At 35.3% G+C, this 16,174-nt stretch carries 15 protein-coding genes; 8 read left to right on the plus strand and 7 right to left on the minus strand.

Annotated features, from left to right (window positions below):
• Positions 1–102: 102 nt before the first annotated feature.
• Positions 103–1,095: a type IX secretion system protein PorQ gene (porQ, locus tag NG809_RS00700; protein ID WP_262147165.1), complete on the minus strand. Its 993-nt coding sequence runs from the start codon at positions 1,093–1,095 to the stop codon at positions 103–105.
• Positions 1,096–1,405: 310 nt separating this feature from the next.
• Between porQ and pyrH the strand changes: the two genes are divergently transcribed.
• Both pyrH and frr read left to right on the plus strand, forming a co-directional pair.
• Entirely contained in the window at positions 1,406–2,113 is a 708-nt protein-coding gene (pyrH, locus tag NG809_RS00705; protein WP_262147166.1) for a UMP kinase, read from the plus strand.
• A gap of 126 nt (positions 2,114–2,239) precedes the next feature.
• Entirely contained in the window at positions 2,240–2,794 is a 555-nt protein-coding gene (gene frr, locus NG809_RS00710; protein WP_262147167.1) for a ribosome recycling factor, read from the plus strand.
• 64 nt (positions 2,795–2,858) lie between these two features.
• Here frr and NG809_RS00715 read toward each other — a convergent pair whose 3' ends face one another.
• Positions 2,859–3,506: a hypothetical protein gene (locus NG809_RS00715; RefSeq protein WP_262147168.1), complete on the minus strand. Its 648-nt coding sequence runs from the start codon at positions 3,504–3,506 to the stop codon at positions 2,859–2,861.
• A 113-nt stretch (positions 3,507–3,619) separates the two neighbouring features.
• On the opposite strand from NG809_RS00715, the gene NG809_RS00720 reads away from it, so the two are divergent.
• The 5 genes from NG809_RS00720 (at position 3,620) to NG809_RS00740 (ending at position 10,444) form a co-directional block, all read left to right on the plus strand.
• Complete coding sequence (locus tag NG809_RS00720; protein ID WP_262147169.1) at positions 3,620–5,122, plus strand: carbon-nitrogen hydrolase family protein; 1,503 nt, start codon at positions 3,620–3,622, stop codon at positions 5,120–5,122.
• Positions 5,123–5,264: 142 nt separating this feature from the next.
• On the plus strand, positions 5,265–5,963 hold the full coding sequence (locus NG809_RS00725) for a hypothetical protein (protein ID WP_262147170.1): 699 nt from the start codon (positions 5,265–5,267) through the stop codon (positions 5,961–5,963).
• A 148-nt stretch (positions 5,964–6,111) separates the two neighbouring features.
• Positions 6,112–7,155 carry a RelA/SpoT domain-containing protein gene (locus NG809_RS00730; RefSeq protein ID WP_262147171.1) on the plus strand — a complete coding sequence of 348 codons (1,044 nt, stop codon included), beginning with the start codon at positions 6,112–6,114 and terminating at the stop codon, positions 7,153–7,155.
• A gap of 67 nt (positions 7,156–7,222) precedes the next feature.
• Complete coding sequence (locus NG809_RS00735) at positions 7,223–8,866, plus strand: ABC1 kinase family protein (RefSeq protein ID WP_262147172.1); 1,644 nt, start codon at positions 7,223–7,225, stop codon at positions 8,864–8,866.
• A gap of 225 nt (positions 8,867–9,091) precedes the next feature.
• Positions 9,092–10,444, plus strand: coding sequence for a DEAD/DEAH box helicase (locus tag NG809_RS00740; protein WP_262147173.1), 1,353 nt, complete (start codon positions 9,092–9,094; stop codon positions 10,442–10,444).
• A gap of 36 nt (positions 10,445–10,480) precedes the next feature.
• Here the strand turns inward: NG809_RS00740 and NG809_RS00745 are convergent, their stop codons facing one another.
• From NG809_RS00745 to NG809_RS00765, 5 genes are all read right to left on the minus strand, one after another.
• Positions 10,481–10,924, minus strand: a complete 444-nt coding sequence (locus NG809_RS00745; protein WP_262147176.1) for a lipocalin family protein — start codon at positions 10,922–10,924, stop codon at positions 10,481–10,483.
• 85 nt (positions 10,925–11,009) lie between these two features.
• Positions 11,010–11,480: a hypothetical protein gene (locus NG809_RS00750; protein ID WP_262147178.1), complete on the minus strand. Its 471-nt coding sequence runs from the start codon at positions 11,478–11,480 to the stop codon at positions 11,010–11,012.
• A gap of 4 nt (positions 11,481–11,484) precedes the next feature.
• On the minus strand, positions 11,485–12,141 hold the full coding sequence (locus tag NG809_RS00755) for a GDSL-type esterase/lipase family protein (RefSeq protein ID WP_262147180.1): 657 nt from the start codon (positions 12,139–12,141) through the stop codon (positions 11,485–11,487).
• Between the two features lie 63 nt (positions 12,142–12,204).
• A complete protein-coding gene (locus tag NG809_RS00760; RefSeq protein ID WP_262147182.1) occupies positions 12,205–12,666 on the minus strand; it encodes a lipocalin family protein in 462 nt (153 codons plus the stop codon).
• A gap of 122 nt (positions 12,667–12,788) precedes the next feature.
• Complete coding sequence (locus tag NG809_RS00765; protein WP_262147184.1) at positions 12,789–13,388, minus strand: hypothetical protein; 600 nt, start codon at positions 13,386–13,388, stop codon at positions 12,789–12,791.
• 142 nt (positions 13,389–13,530) lie between these two features.
• Between NG809_RS00765 and NG809_RS00770 the strand changes: the two genes are divergently transcribed.
• A complete protein-coding gene (locus tag NG809_RS00770) occupies positions 13,531–16,065 on the plus strand; it encodes a phosphoenolpyruvate carboxylase (protein ID WP_262147186.1) in 2,535 nt (844 codons plus the stop codon).
• Positions 16,066–16,174 lie beyond the last annotated feature (109 nt).

A 16,174-nucleotide genomic window follows, 5' to 3' on the forward strand; every position in this document is an offset into this window, starting at 1 on the left:
GGGATTTCATAAAGACAAATTTCAAGAAATTTTATCAAAAAATCAACAGTCGTCTTATTTTTAAATAAGATAATTCTGAGAAATGTCTAATAAAAATAAAAATTATTCTCCCCTGCGGCTTGTAAGATCCACAGAAACGCCCAGCTGATTTACATTGGAAGCATTGTGATATCTGATGTGAGCATAATCTAAACGGAATCTTGAAAGTTTAATTCCAAAACCTCCGGAAAGACCTGAAAAGTTTCTCTGATCAACAACTGCAAGTTCGCTTCCACGTCTCACGTTGTATCCTAAACGGATGTTGAAGCTTTTTTCAGGGAAAAGTTCGGCCCCAAGAGAAAAGTGGTCGGCAATTTTTCTGCCTATATTGACTTCCTGTCCGTTGGCGTTTAATTCAGAAGAAATATCAAACTGTTGAAGATCGTGTGCTGTAATGGTTACTGCCAAAGGGAAATTAGGAATAATTCTCGTATATCCAAGATCAATTCTGAAAGGAAGATTTTCTCTTGTTCCGTTAAACGATTTAAACTGATACCCGAAATTCCTGAAAATGATTGATGCCGTTTCCTTATTTTTCTTGTGATGATAAGTGATTCCGGCATTCCCAGAAAGAGCAGAAGAAGTATAAGTGTCAATTTTTGACGTGATGAAATTTAAACCTCCACCAATCGTCCAGTTTTCCTCAAACTGATAGGCATATCCAGCTCCCACAGCAACATCTGACGCTGAAAATTCACCCATTTCAAAACCGCTTTCGTCAGTTCTCGGGATATTTCCATAGTTCATATATCTTGCATTGGCAGTAAGAAAATGGCCATTGTCCATATCTTTTGCAAAGGCAATGGTTCCATATTTAGAATCTGCAAGATATGCGGTAGCATTGAGTGCAAGCTGCATATCAGAATCCTTATTTAATAAAGAAGGATTGGCAATGGCAAAAGACACATCCTGATCTCTCACAGAGATGGCATCACCACCCAAAGCTGCCTGACGTGCAGACACAGGGATATTTAAGAAAGGGTATACATTGTTTCCGTTCTGTGCAAACGAAACGATACCTGCGAGCAAAAGAGGGAAAACTAAAACTTTCTTCAATTCTTTATATAATTAATGCAAAAATAATCCTTTTTAGAACTTATCAAAATATTTGTTTAAGTATTTGATCGATTTATTGATAATTTAATTTCAGTGTAGGTGCTGATTTTCAGTTTAAACCAAAAAAATGACCTGTTCAAATTTTAATTATTATCTTTTTTGACTTAGATTTCAATTAAATTTTGATACAGTTTAGAATGAAATTAAAACTTTTGATGCCGTAAAATTTCTGAAAAATAATTGCTATTAATGTTTATATTTGCACAATTAATTTTGAAAAAATTAATGCCCTAAATTATTATTGAAAGACATGAAATATAAAAGAATCCTTCTTAAACTGAGTGGTGAAGCCCTGATGGGCAACAGACAATATGGTATTGATACTGAAAGACTGCAGGAATATGCTGCAGAAATCAAACAGGTTGTAGACAGAGGCTGTGAAGTTGCTATTGTAATAGGAGGAGGAAATATTTTCCGTGGTGTAGCCGGTGCTGCAAAAGGGATGGACAGAGTGCAGGGCGATTACATGGGAATGCTTGCAACAGTAATCAACGGAATGGCATTACAGGGAGCTCTGGAAGATGCCGGAATCAAAACCAGACTGCAGTCTGCGATTGAAATGGACAAAGTTGCAGAGCCTTTCATCAAAAGAAGAGCAGTAAGACACCTTGAAAAGGGTAGAGTAGTGATCTTCGGAGCTGGTACAGGAAATCCATATTTTACTACAGACACTGCAGCGACTTTGAGAGCAATTGAAATTGGTGCTGACGTCATTCTGAAAGGGACAAGAGTAGACGGAATCTACGATATGGATCCTGAGAAAAATGAAAATGCTGTAAAATACAACTCTTTATCTTTCGACGAAGTTTTCGAGAAAAACCTTAAAGTGATGGATATGACTGCATTCACATTAAGCCACGAAAACAAACTTCCAATCATCGTTTTCGATATGAACAAAGACGGAAATCTTATAAAAATCGTCGACGGCGAAAACGTTGGAACGTTAGTGAATCTTTAATAGAAAGAGACAAGGAAAAAGTAAGAAGACCCAAGTGAGAAAAGGGATATTGTTAAATTCAAATCACTTATTACTCATTACTTATCACTCATAAAAATGTGTAACTTTTCAAATTTTAAATATATAATGGAAGAATTAGATCTTATATTAGAATCTGTAAAACATGACATGGACGCGGCAGTAAAGCATTTGGATCATGCATTTCAAAGAATCAGAGCGGGGCGTGCGTCTACAGCTATGGTTCAGGATGTAATGGTAGAATATTACGGTGCGATGACTCCGCTTAATCAGGTTGCCAACGTGTCTGTGCCGGATGCGATGACGATTTCTATTCAGCCTTGGGACAGAACTGCAATTAACGCAATTGAAAAGGCAATCATCAATTCAAATTTAGGTTTTGCTCCTTCCAATAATGGTGAAAATATCATTCTGAATGTACCCCCATTGACTGAAGAAAGAAGAAAAGAGCTTGCAAAACAGGCAAAAGGTGAAACTGAAGATACCAAAATTGTAATCAGAAACGCGAGACAAAACGGTATTAAAGAATTGAAAAAATTAGATGGTGTTTCCGAAGATATTATTAAAGATTCTGAGGCGACGATACAGGATTACACAGATAAATATGTGAAAATCTGTGATGATCATCTTAAGTCTAAGGAAGCTGAAATTATGAAAGTTTAATCTTCATACATTTCATTAAAATATAAAAGAGATTTCCGGTTGTGGAAATCTCTTTTTCGTTTATTTAAAGACATTGTCTCCTTTCTTTTTTGTAGTTTTTATGTTTAATCAGTTTTTCAAATTCTGAAAGCAGTTCTGCACTTTTACAGTTTTTTGAAGCCTGATTTGGAATTTTTGAGACGTCAGGTTGGCTTTTCTCAACCGATCTTATGGTGTACTTTTTTTCGAGACAGTCAATAACTTTATTTTTCACCAAATAAATTCTGGACTCTGTGACGTCGTCTTTTGTTTCAGGATTTTCAGCATTACCGCCGTCAAACTGCCACACTGTTTCATCTTTTAATATAAAAAACGGTTTGTCTTCATTCAGAAAATAGTTTTCAACAGCAGAATAGTGACTGTATTCGGAATATTGATTTCTGATCACCATCAGTTGAGAATCTTTAGAAAAATAGGTTACAATTCCTTCTCTGCCGTCACATTCATATTTAAAAGATGCAGAGTCAAGCGATTTTTTATCTAATTCATTTTGATATTCAGCATAATATTTCTGAATATCTTCCTTTGATTCAATCACAATTTTATTACTTACAGCAGGTGTTTCAACCGTTTTATTATTGGCTGGGTTTGGAATAGAATTCTCAGATGTTTTCTCTTTTTTACAGCTTTGAAAACTCAGTGCAGCGAGCAGAAGAATTGGAATTATTTTCATATTTAAATTTTAAGAATACTTACAAAAACTGTGCGGGTTGGTGTAAATCTTGTTTAAATAATGCCTTCAACAAAGTTTTTAAACTTAAAAATCACTAACTTTAAAAGAAAAATATGCAGATAGACGCAAGAAATCTAAGTGTAGACGATCATGATGAACTGGTAAAAACAATGAAAAGGGCTTACCCAACCATGTCTGACTACATTTGGCCAAAGAAAAGCATAGAAAAACTCACCAAAATATTTCCTCAGGGACAAATCTGTATCACAGTTGACGGTAAACTCGCAGCAGTTGCCCTTTCTATCATTGTCAATTATGATGACTTTGGGGATGATCATACTTATAAAGATATTACTGGAAATTATACGTTCAGCACTCACACCAATTCAGGAAATGTGCTGTACGGAATAGAAGTTTTCGTAGATCCCGAATACCGCGAACTGAGATTAGGCCGTAGATTATACGATCTCAGAAAAGAACTTTGCGAACAGCTTAATCTGAGAGCAATTGTTTTGGGAGGAAGAATTCCGCATTACCATAAATACAGCGATGAGTTGTCTGCCAGAGATTACATCAGAAAAGTAAGGGACAAAGAAATTTATGATCCTGTGCTTTCGTTTCAGCTGTCCAACAACTTTTTACCGATAAAAGTTCTGAAAAAATACCTTCTTGAAGACGAATCATCCAAAGAAAATGCAGTTCTCCTTCAATGGAACAATATTTATTACAGTAAACAGCCTAATACAATGCAGGACAGCGTCATCCGTCTTGGTTTGGTGCAGTGGCAGATGAGACAGTTTAAGGACATTCATGCATTTTATGAGCAGGTCGAGTTTTTCGTAAATGTGATGGGAGATTACAAAGCTGATTTCGTTCTTTTCCCTGAGCTTTTCAACACGCCTTTACTCGCACCTTTCAACCATCTTTCTGAACGTGACAGTATGATCGAGCTGGCAAAACTTACCGATGATATCAGAACGAAAATTTCGGAATTGGCGATCAGTTACAACGTCAACATTATTTCCGGAAGCATGCCTTTTTACGATGATAATGATTTGTATAATATCTCTTACATGATGCATCGTGATGGCAGAATTGATGAATACAGAAAAATTCACATAACACCTAATGAAAAGAAATATTACGGAATGAAAGGCGGCAGTGAAATCAAAGTCTTCGACACCGATTGCGGAAAAGTTGGACTGGTGATCTGTTATGACGTAGAATTCCCTGAATTACCAAGAATTTTAGCCGATCAGGGCATGAAAATATTGTTTGTACCTTATCTCACCGACACACAAAATGCTTACATGAGGGTTCGACACTGTGCCGCGGCAAGAGCTATAGAAAATGAATGTTATGTAGCCATCGCCGGGTGTGTTGGAAATCTTCCGGGTGTGAATAATATGGATATTCAGTTTGGTCAGGCGGCAGTTTTTACCCCTTCTGATTTTGCATTTCCTTCAAATGCTGTGAAAGGTGAAGCCACCCCGAATACAGAAATGACTTTAATTGTTGATGTGGATTTAAATTTACTAAAAGATCTTCACCACAACGGTTCAGTGCAGATTTTGAAAGACCGCAGAACCGATTTGTATGAAATCAATCTAAAATAAATTCATGATATTTTTAAATTAATTCATCAGATTTATTAAAACTTAAAACAATTATCACAAAACGGTAATTGTTTTTTTTGTTCATTTTTATATCACGTATAATTAGAATTATTTGTATTTTGCATTTAATAAAAACAAAATGATGATTAAAGAAAAACAGAACAGTCTGATCAATGACAACGTAAAATACTTAGCAAAGCTTGTCAGCCGTGCTACTTTAAGTTTCCTGAAAATCAATATTGCCGGTCAGATTTCTATTGCAGTTTTGGGTACAGCCACGATCGGTATTATTATTTTCCAGACTTTTAAAAGCGGCGGCGGTCCTGTGCATACAAGTGGTGAAGCAGCTGTTCTTGTGCTTTTGATGGTAAGACCTGTTTCTTTTGGCTTGACAATTCTAAGTGCTTTTGGAGCTCCGTTTCTTCTGTTTACACTGGGAAATAAATATGTGATGACAAGCACGATCAACAGATTGATTTCTGACAGAGGCGAGCAACTGCTTTTCCCAATTATTGACAGAATTTTAAATAAAGTGAAAGCCAATCAGCCCCAGTTAATGCAAAGCGGTGTTGATAAAACCAAGCTTCAACTTAAAGTTTTGCAGGAAATCAGAGATTCAAAAGAAAACAAATGGTTTAAAAAGATCATTGCATTTGGCTTCAGGAAAATTGATCTAAATGAAGTTGATTTCAGAGATGAAAACGTAAGCTTTACCGAAATTATCAAAAACAAAATCATTGATAAACTGAAAGATATTTCAGCGCCAAGCCGCCTGTTTTTTTATCTTATTTTGGGGTGGATGATGTTGATTTTGGTGCTGACGATGATTAATGTTATTTAATTTTTAAATGATATATATATAGTAGATATCTACTATAAAATTTGACTATATTTTTAAAAATTTCCTTGAGATTTCCGTAATTAGTACAACTTTTTTTTGTGAAATATCGATAATATTTTTTTATTTTTACTTCTAATGATTATTAAATATGAAATTTAGCAGAAAACAAATTTCAAAAGCGGGTGAAAAACTGCTTGTATCCAAATCCGACAAAGAGATAGAGGAAGCATTAAATGTTATTAATCTTTGGAGAACTAACCATCTTCATCCATTAGTTGTATTAAAAAATAGTCTTTTGAGATTATTGTTTAAAGTAAACATTGATCCAAAACTCGTTTCTCAAAGACTTAAACGTCTTACATCAATAGAATACAAATTAGATTTAAATCCGAGTATGGGACTTGGTGGAATGCAAGATATTGGTGGTTATCGAGCCGTATTAAAAGATGTCAGAGATCTGAATAAACTTCACAATGCGTTAATTTCTCAAAGAAGTATTCACAAATTAGAAAGAGTAGTTGATTATGTAGATGAACCCAAAAATACAGGTTATCGAAGTATTCATTACATATACAAATATTCTTCGACTAAAGAGGAATATGACGGGTTAAAGATTGAGTTACAAATTAGAACAAAGTTGCAACATAATTGGGCAACTGCTGTGGAAACAGCGGGAATTGTGACAAAAACCTCATTAAAGTCCAATCAAGGACCTGATGAATGGTTAGATTTTTTTAAAGTAGTGAGTTCGTTATTTGCTATTAAAGAAAAACTTCCAGTTATGAAAGAACATAAATACCTTACCATGGAACAGTTGATGGTTAGGTGCTATAATTATTGTACTGATTTAAATATTCTTAATAAATTGAAAGCTATTAGAGTTTCAACTAATAGAATTGAGACAGACAAATTTCCTGGAGATTATTATTTACTTAATATCGATTTGGTAGATATGTCTGTCAATATCAAAATTTATAATAAACGGCAATTTCACGATGCAACCATTGAGTATTTACGGTTAGAGAAGAGCATCAAAGAAAATGAAAACGCAGTTGTTTTAGTTTCTGCATCTTCGCTGAAGATGTTAAAAAAAGCCTATCCCAGTTATTTTCTTGATACATCTGAATTTATTCAAGCTATTGAAAAGATGAATGCTAACTGCTTAGAAAGAGATTATCTACACTTGCCTTAGACATATTTTACGTAGATATTTGTCATTTTAAACCTTCGGATACTAGAAAAATCAACTTTAGTAAAATATGTTCGACAAGCAACAGCGAAAACTCAAAAGATCGGCAAAACTGATTTCCGTTTTAAGCAAATACGGATTCAAAGACATGATCGCCAGAATGGGCAAAAAACCGGAAGAAAATTCTGCACAATCTGAAGAAATTATTTCCAAAGGAACCGTGTATGAACGCATCAGGCTTGCTTTGGAAGAATTGGGTCCCACGTTTGTGAAACTCGGACAGACATTCAGCAATCGTGAAGATCTGCTTCCGCCGGAACTGATTCAAGAACTGCAGAAACTTCAGGATAGAGTAGAAGTTGTGGAAATGAATGTGCAGGAAATTCTTGAGAATGAATTTAATATTATTCCAAAAGAACATTTTTCAGAAATTATCTCAAAACCTCTGGCAACAGCTTCAATTGCTCAGGTGTACAGAGCGACTTTACTCAACGGCGATGAAGTGATTTTAAAAATCAAAAAACCGGACGTGCTTTCGGTGATCGAAGATGATTTACTTTTAATTAAAGATTTAGTTAAGCTGATTTCCACTTATTCTGAAATCGGTTCAAAATTAAATTTAAAACAGGCCATTTCCACTTTCGAAAAGTCTCTGCTTGAAGAGGTTTCACTGGTCAATGAAAGGAACAACATTCAGCAATTTGCTTTAAATTTTAAAAATAATAAAGAAACTTACGTTCCGAAAGTCTATGATGAATTTTCCAACAACAATGTTTTGTGTATGGAATTTATCGACGGCATCAAAGTGACCGATCAGGAAGAATTGCGAAAAAATGACATCGATCCCGTTGTCGTTTCTGAAGTGGGTTTAAGACTTTTCGTTTCCCAGATTTTAGATTATGGTTTTTTCCATGCCGATCCTCACGCGGGAAATATTTTAGTAAAAAAAGACGGAAAAGTAGTTTTCATCGATTTTGGAGCTGTCGAAAAAATTCAGCCCAACGACAAAGAAATTCTGGAAAGTTTAATCGTTGCTTTTGTGGCAAAAAATTCTCATAAAATCGTACGCTACCTCAAAAAAATGGCGGTCAGCTACGAAATTCCGGATGAAAGACGTTTTGAAAATGACGTTCAGGAAGTTCTGACTTTTGTTCACAGCACTTCCCTGAAAGACATTGACCCGAATGTCATTATGAATAAAATGAAAGATGTTCTGAAAGACAACAGGCTATACATGCCCGATTATTTTTATCTTTTATTTAAAGGAATCGGTCTGATAGAAGGAGTTGGCAGAACCATCAATCCTGACCTTGATGTGGTGAAAAGTCTTCATCCTTACACCAAAAAAATCCTCACAAGAAAAATCAGCCCAAAAAAACTTTTCAAAACAGGAATGGAAAAGATGATGACCTTCACGGATAATGTGGATGAAATTCCGAAGGAGTTACGGTCTGTTCTGCAAAAATTGGATGATAACAGTTTTACCATTTCCAGTGAAATTAAAAATATTGAAAAGACCAACCGGCTGATCAAATCAAGTATTGTCAATCTCATTTTAGCGATGATTTTAGGAGCAAATATTATTGCCACAGCGATTGTTTTTGTTTCAGAATCAGGCCCGAGAATCGGCGAAATGTCTTTAGTAGCAGTTTTAGGATTTTGCTTTTCTGTTTTGCTGGTGGTTATTCTGCTGTTGAGAATCTTCCGCAAGTAAAGTTTTCATCACCTTCGGATCCAAAAAATTTTGTAAATGAAAAAGCTAAGATCCAGATTATCTTTAAAAAATGGGTACAAAATTCTCTCGCTGATTTTACAGATTTTGCAGAAAACTTAGAGTAAAATCTGCGCAAATCCGTGAAATCTGAGAGACAAAACTTCCAGCTCCCCTCATCCACGTCCCAGCCTCAAAATACAAATTTTAATTCCCTATCTTTGCAAAATGGAAAAACTCACTTTTGCAGACTTTGACCTTCCGGTGAAGGTTCTTGATGTTTTAGCAGATTTAAATTTATTTGAGCCCACTCCAATTCAGGAAAAAAGTATCGGTCCGATCCTTTCAGGAAGGGATGTGATGGGAATTGCGCAAACGGGAACGGGAAAAACACTGGCGTATTTACTTCCGGTTTTAAAGACTTGGAAATACAACAAAAATGGAAATCCTACGGTTGTGGTTTTGGTTCCGACAAGAGAACTGGTGGTTCAGGTAACGGAAATTGTAGAAAAACTGACAGAAAATCTTACTGCAAGAGTAATCGGTATCTATGGTGGAAAAAATATCAATACGCAAAAATTATTATTCAAAGATGGTTGTGATATTTTAGTAGGAACACCGGGCAGAATCATGGATTTGGCGATTGATAATGCTATTTCTTTAAAGGAAGTTCAGAAATTAATCATCGACGAATTTGACGAAATGCTGAATCTTGGTTTCAGACCACAGCTGACGCATATCTTTGAAATGATGCGTGACAAAAGACAGAATATTCTTTTCTCAGCAACGATGACAGATGCCGTTGACGAAATGCTGGATCAGTATTTTGCCGGCCCGATCGAAATTTCACTGGCAAAATCAGGAACTCCGCTGGAGAAAATTGAGCAGACTGCCTATAAAGTTGAAAATTTCAATACGAAAATTAATTTACTGGAGCATTTGTTGAAGAAGGATGACGAGATGTCTAAGGTTTTGATTTTCGCAAACAATAAAAAACACTCAGACTTACTTTTCACTCAGATCAACGAGCTTTTTCCTGAACAGTTTGATGTGATTCACTCCAATAAATCTCAAAACTACCGTTTGAAAGCGATGAAACGCTTTGAAAACGAAGAAATCAGGGGTTTAATTACAACCGACGTTATGGCGAGAGGTCTGGATATTTCAGATATTACCCATGTCATCAACTTTGAAACTCCCGAAGTTCCGGAACAGTATATTCACAGAATTGGTAGAACGGGTAGAGCTGATAAAGACGGTAAAGCAGTAACATTTGTTGCTAAAAAAGAGGAAGAATGGGCTGTAGAAATCGAAATGTTGATGGATAAAGAGTTGGCTTACATTGATTTCCCTGAAGAGGTAAAAATCAATCCTAAGAAAATTGCATCTGAAGAAGATTTGATTGTAATGAAAAATCCTGCTCAGGTAAAACTTTTTGATGGTGGTGGAGCTTTTCATGAAAAGAAAGACAAAAACAAAAAAGAAAACTGGGGCGGACCTTCAAAAAGGAAAACACCAAAGAAATTCGGAGCCAACAGAGCGCAGCAAAAAGCAATTTCGAAATCGAAACGTAAGAAATAAGACAAAAAAAACACTTCCAAACGGAAGTGTTTTTTGTTATTTTACAATCACAATGATAATTTTATCGTCGATCCCGTCACCATCTTCGTCGTCATAGTGACTTACAAACTGCAGTTCATTTTGAGTACGGCTTATAATTTCAATATTTTCACCGTCAATAATGAGTTTCGAGTTGGTGTGATCGTAAGAGTAATTTACGGTTTCAATACCTGTACTTACACAGTTTCCGTTGATGTTATTTTCAAAAATATTGGAAACGACCGTGTTGTTTGTTTTAAAATCCAGTGTGCTTGATTTGTAGCAAGGCGAGTAATCTGTATTGGAAAGTGTAACGCCACTACTTCCGGAAACTACAATTTCTCTTGAAGGGTGCCACACGCCAACCAGCGAAAACTCATTTGTGAATTCATCATCTTCATCTACCGTACATGAACTGAAGATAAAGCCGGCAGCCATTGCCATTAATAATATTTTTTTCATAATTCTGGTATTAAGTCTGCAAATAAAAGAAATTTTTATCAAATATTGGTGAGTTTAATAATGAAATTAATAATTCTGCATTACATCACTCATCATCATCTTCATAGAGAAAATTAAGCTCATCGTCTCTTTGGACGTAATCCCTTGAGATCCCAGGCGGATTAAATAGTCCCCAGTCGTCTACAATAAAATGCTTTGGATTGAAACCTTCAACCCATTCGGCAAACAAAATCCTGAATTCTTCAACGAGTTCACGCACTATTTTATAATATTTAGCATCCTCAAAACCAAACATCGCCAAGCAGTTGCCACCCACCATAATATCTCTTGCCGCTTTTCTGATAATGGCAGCATTTTCCATTTTAATGTCGTAGAGTTTTACAGCCTCCGCACCGGAAATTTTAGCCTGAATAATCATGCTGTCGCCCAGGAGATTGTGCTTTACATCCTGTAAATAATCATTATCTTCGGGAAATAAGGCAGTAATAGTTTTTAAAGCTTCATAAATTTCCTGAGATTTCTTGAATAACGGAGTGTTTCTTGAAGGTCTGTCCATATTTTTATTTCATAAAAGGTGTCATTACAATTGTCCAGAGTCTGTAACCTTCCGGCGTCATGTGAAGCATGTCTTCCACAAAAAGTTCCTTTCGTACTGCCCCGTTTTTATCGGCCATAATTCTGGTGATATCTATAAATTCAGCATTTTTTTCTCTCCACATAAATTTGGCGATCTGCTTGTTGGCTTCTCTCATTTGAGGCCACAGATGCGCTCTGCTTGGTGAATATTTAATAGAGATAAAATCAACTTCGATTGTAGGGAATTTTTTGCGGATTTTTTTGTAAAAAGATTTAAACCTGTCAACCACAACATCAGCTTCCAGTTTGGAATTATCCGCAAAATCATTCTCGCCGCAGTAGATAATAATTTGTTTTGGCTGATAGGGTGAAAGTAAATCTTCAGCATAAAAATTCAAATCTGTCAGTCTTGAACCTCCGAATCCTCTGTTGATAATATTTTTACCGAGAAAATATTCGTTTACATCAGTCCATTTTGTAAAAGAAGAGCTTCCGATGAGTAGAATTGAGTTTTTAGGAGGTGGATTTTCCTTATCCTGTTTTTTAAATTCCTGAATTTCCTGCCAGTACATTGGTTTTTCCTCCTGAGCAAAAAACATAGCATACGTCATCAGTAAGAATACCGAAAAAATCTTCTTCATTTATTTTAAATTTTAGAAGCATAAAGGTAATAAAAAACTCCCAAAAGGCTCGGGAGTGTAGTATTATCTTTTAAAACTAACGTATGTGAAGTCTGCCTTTGTATCTCCGTCATAATCGAAGTTTCCGGATTTCTGTTTTAATCTCAATTCTGTACTGCTGAGGATTACAACTTCATAAGGTTGTTTTCCGTTAGCTTTAAGATCCATAACCATTTCTTTGGTTTGCTCATCATAAGTAAATGTCCCTTCAGTGAGAAGTATAGAACATGTGTTTACATTTGATCCTGTGAATGTGTGAATTTTAATCTGATTGTTGGTGTTAAAATTAATTGTACTTTTTGCATCGCATCCCGTAGGTACCTCAGTATTTAAAACGGTTTTACCGTCAGCTCCCGATATAATTTCGGTTTTTTCTGTCTTCCAGTCACCTTTCAGCAAATCTAATTCGTATGCATAAATATCATCATCTTTACAAGATGTAAGAGCTATTGCAGAAAAGGCAAATAAAAGTAGGTGTTTTTTCATTTTCACAATTTTAATAATATGCTAAAATATAAATAAATTTGAAATATTTGTAATGAATATCAGGATTTTTGGTGTAATAGTTGTAAAAATCCCTGGTTGTATTTATTTCTAGTCTAAATTTGCTACTCGCAGCTCTTTTTTGAAGAGTAAATTCCGTTACTTTGAGACGTCGTTTGTCCGTTTTTTCTCTCGATGGTAACTAAAAAAGATTCTCTTACTTCAGGACATTTGTGTGACTTAAAAGTTTTCAGATAAAAATTATTTTCATCTTTTTTGAATGATCCTCCTTCCGCATTGTTGATGTCGATAGAAAAACCATATGTGTTTACAATCAACACAGCTTCAGCAATATTATCCACTTCTGCGATAAATTTCCGCAGGTCATTATCAGTTTTAAAGTATTCAGGTCTGTCATTCTTACATGCAATAATATAATGATAGCAGTTTTCGCCTGAACATTTCTGAAAGAAACCTCTTTCAGGTATTGGTTCAAGAATAGTCATTGGTTCGGGATACTGACTTTCATACAGAACTGCTTTCTCATAATCAGAATGATTTGTAAAAACTTTCCAATACGACATATTTTCTGAAGGTTTAATGAACGGATAGAGATTTTCCGGTGTATCAAAAACATCAGGAATTTTTTGATAATTCTGCGTCTGCGAATTTTGGCTCAAAAAAAGCTGAGCAATAAGTAAAGTTATTAATCCCGATTTTTTCATAACTTATATAGAGTTGTGTTGATTCTGAAAATTAATAATTATAGATCAAATTGACAATGCAATCGTTTAAATTACGTTAAATTTAATAATTTTTAAATCTTAAACCTGTTAATTTTAGATATAAATCTATTACTTTTGTTGTATGATACACGACCAGCGCACAGAAAAATTCAGGCAGATTGTTGAAAATAAGTTTCAGATTTACAACTCACTTTTTATGAGTTTGCCGTATGATAAAATGACCAATATCGGGATGCTTCTTCCTTTTTTATATGAAGAAAGTAAGAATGGCTACGAAGCAGGAAAAACACCTGAGGAAATAGTTGAAGAGTTTTTTAAAAGCCATACAGACCTTCAGACGGAAGACCAAAAACTGGAGTTGCTGTTTAAAATCATCCAATATATTGAAAGACAGGTAGTTTTGTTCGATAGTATTGAGGATGCAGCTTTCCCGAGCCTTCACGCCGAAAACGATAACGGTACCGTGACTCATTTATATGAAAAGGCTGTGAACAATTATGAGCTTGAAAAAGTGCGACAGAAACTGGACGATTTTAGTGTAAAAGTTGTATTCACAGCACACCCAACACAGTTTTATCCCAATTCTGTACAGAAAATCATTCACGACTTAAGAGCTGCAATTACTTCAGATTCAATTACCCAAATTGACACTCTGTTGCAACAGCTCGGGAAAACACCTTTCGTTAATAAAGAAAAACCAACGCCTATCGATGAGGCCTTAAGCATCATTACTTATCTAAGATTTGTTTATTACGAAACAGTAGGAGATTTGTTCACTAAAATCAAGAGAACTTTTTCTAATGAAGATTTTCAGTTGCACGAAGACCTTATCCAACTAGGATTTTGGCCAGGGGGCGATCGTGACGGAAACCCTTTTGTGACTGCTGAAGTAACCAAACGAGTTGCATGTGAATTGCGTTCTGCCATTTTAAAATCATATTACAATCATTTGAAATTTGTCAGGAGAAGACTGAGCTTCAGAGGCGTTTCCGATATTTTACGGGATTTAAGCGAAATGCTGTATGATGCAATTTTTAAAGATCAAGAACTCAATGCAAGACAGATTCTCCAAAAAATTGATGAGGCAGAAGAAATCCTGATGAAGCACCACAACGGACTTTTCCACGATATTCTTTTAGGATTTAAAGATAGAGTGAAAATTTTTGGAACTCATTTCGCAACTTTAGATGTGAGACAGGACAGTAGAGTACACCAGCAGGTAATTGATACGGTTTATTCTACATTGTTTGGCAATGAAGAAGCTGATTACAAAATGAAATATTCAAAATTAATTGAAGTCTCAGATAAAATAGATGTAGATCAGTTTGAAGATATTGTAAAGGATACGCTTGAAACAGTTTGTCAGATCACGGATATTCAGCGTCAAAACGGTTTGAGAGGAATGAACCGCTATATTATTTCCAATTCTGATGATATAAAAGATGTGATGAATGTGTATGCATTTTTCAAGATTTGTGGTTATAAAGAAGAAGATATTAAAATGGATATCGTTCCGTTGTTTGAAACCATGGAAGGTCTTGCCAACGCCGAATCTGTGATGACAGAACTTTATGCTCATCCAATCTATAAAAGACATGTTGAAAACCGCGGACAACAGCAGACCATCATGCTTGGATTTTCAGACGGAACCAAGGATGGCGGTTATTTAAAGGCAAATTGGGAAATTTATAAAACCAAAGAAGTTTTAACTTCAATTTCAGAGCAGAATAAAATTAAAGTCGTATTTTTTGATGGCAGAGGTGGTCCGCCAGCGCGTGGTGGTGGTAAAACCCATGATTTCTACGCATCACAGGGAAAAACAATTGCCAACAATAAAATTGAGCTGACCATTCAGGGACAGACCATTACCAGTATTTTTGGAAACAAGGAACAGGCGACATTTAATTTTGAGCAACTTCTAACTGCCGGAGTAGAAAATGATGTTTTTAAAAGCAGTAAAAAAGATCTTACGGATGAGGAGAGAAAATTAATTTCAGAACTTTCGGAGATCAGTTTTAAAAAGTATTCAGATTTAAAAGCTCATCAGATGTTTGTGCCATATCTTCAGGAAATGAGCACGCTTCAATACTATGGAAAAACCAATATAGGAAGCCGCCCTTCCAAAAGGGGAAGTGGTAATGAACTGAAGTTTGAAGATCTTCGCGCGATTCCTTTTGTAGGATCGTGGTCTCAGCTTAAACAGAACGTTCCTGGATTTTTCGGTTTCGGTTTTGCGATGAATCAACTTAAAAAAGAAGGAAGATTTGATGAAATTAAACAATTATATGCGGGCTCTGATTTCTTCAAGACCTTAGTATTAAACTCAATGATGAGTATGAATAAAACCTATTTTCCGTTAACTTATTATATCAAAAACAACCCGAAATTTGGTGAATTCTGGACAATTTTGTTTGAAGAATATCAGCTTTCAAGAGATATTATGCTGGAGCTTACAGGATTTACGATTCTTCAGCAGGAAGATCCGCTTTCCAGAAAGTCGGTGAAAATTCGTGAGAAAATTGTTTTACCACTTTTAAGCATTCAACAATATGCTTTAATGAAAATTCAGAAAGGCGAGGGCAATAAAGAAGCTTACGAAAAGCTCGTGACGAGGTCACTCTTTGGAAATATTAATGCGAGCAGAAATTCTGCTTAAAATTTTCCTGATAATAAAACTGCCCTGAAAAAGTATAAATTTCTTCAGGGCAGTTTTCAATTAAATTTAAAAACGATGCTGATTAATTACTTATTGAAAAAGGAAGATG

Origin of the sequence: Chryseobacterium foetidum, from assembly GCF_025457425.1 — a bacterium.
Lineage (GTDB): Bacteria > Bacteroidota > Bacteroidia > Flavobacteriales > Weeksellaceae > Chryseobacterium > Chryseobacterium foetidum.

Excerpts from the sequence above, each read along its gene's own strand:
- pyrH (WP_262147166.1), top strand. The coding sequence starts at position 1,406 with ATGAAATATAAAAGAATCCTTCTTAAACTGAGTGGTGAAGCCCTGATG.
- frr (WP_262147167.1), top strand. The coding sequence starts at position 2,240 with ATGGAAGAATTAGATCTTATATTAGAATCTGTAAAACATGACATGGAC.
- NG809_RS00715 (WP_262147168.1), bottom strand. The coding sequence starts at position 3,506 with ATGAAAATAATTCCAATTCTTCTGCTCGCTGCACTGAGTTTTCAAAGC.
- NG809_RS00720 (WP_262147169.1), top strand. The coding sequence starts at position 3,620 with ATGCAGATAGACGCAAGAAATCTAAGTGTAGACGATCATGATGAACTG.
- NG809_RS00725 (WP_262147170.1), top strand. The coding sequence starts at position 5,265 with ATGATTAAAGAAAAACAGAACAGTCTGATCAATGACAACGTAAAATAC.
- NG809_RS00730 (WP_262147171.1), top strand. The coding sequence starts at position 6,112 with ATGAAATTTAGCAGAAAACAAATTTCAAAAGCGGGTGAAAAACTGCTT.
- NG809_RS00735 (WP_262147172.1), top strand. The coding sequence starts at position 7,223 with ATGTTCGACAAGCAACAGCGAAAACTCAAAAGATCGGCAAAACTGATT.
- NG809_RS00740 (WP_262147173.1), top strand. The coding sequence starts at position 9,092 with ATGGAAAAACTCACTTTTGCAGACTTTGACCTTCCGGTGAAGGTTCTT.
- NG809_RS00745 (WP_262147176.1), bottom strand. The coding sequence starts at position 10,924 with ATGAAAAAAATATTATTAATGGCAATGGCTGCCGGCTTTATCTTCAGT.
- NG809_RS00750 (WP_262147178.1), bottom strand. The coding sequence starts at position 11,480 with ATGGACAGACCTTCAAGAAACACTCCGTTATTCAAGAAATCTCAGGAA.
- NG809_RS00755 (WP_262147180.1), bottom strand. The coding sequence starts at position 12,141 with ATGAAGAAGATTTTTTCGGTATTCTTACTGATGACGTATGCTATGTTT.
- NG809_RS00760 (WP_262147182.1), bottom strand. The coding sequence starts at position 12,666 with ATGAAAAAACACCTACTTTTATTTGCCTTTTCTGCAATAGCTCTTACA.
- NG809_RS00765 (WP_262147184.1), bottom strand. The coding sequence starts at position 13,388 with ATGAAAAAATCGGGATTAATAACTTTACTTATTGCTCAGCTTTTTTTG.
- NG809_RS00770 (WP_262147186.1), top strand. The coding sequence starts at position 13,531 with ATGATACACGACCAGCGCACAGAAAAATTCAGGCAGATTGTTGAAAAT.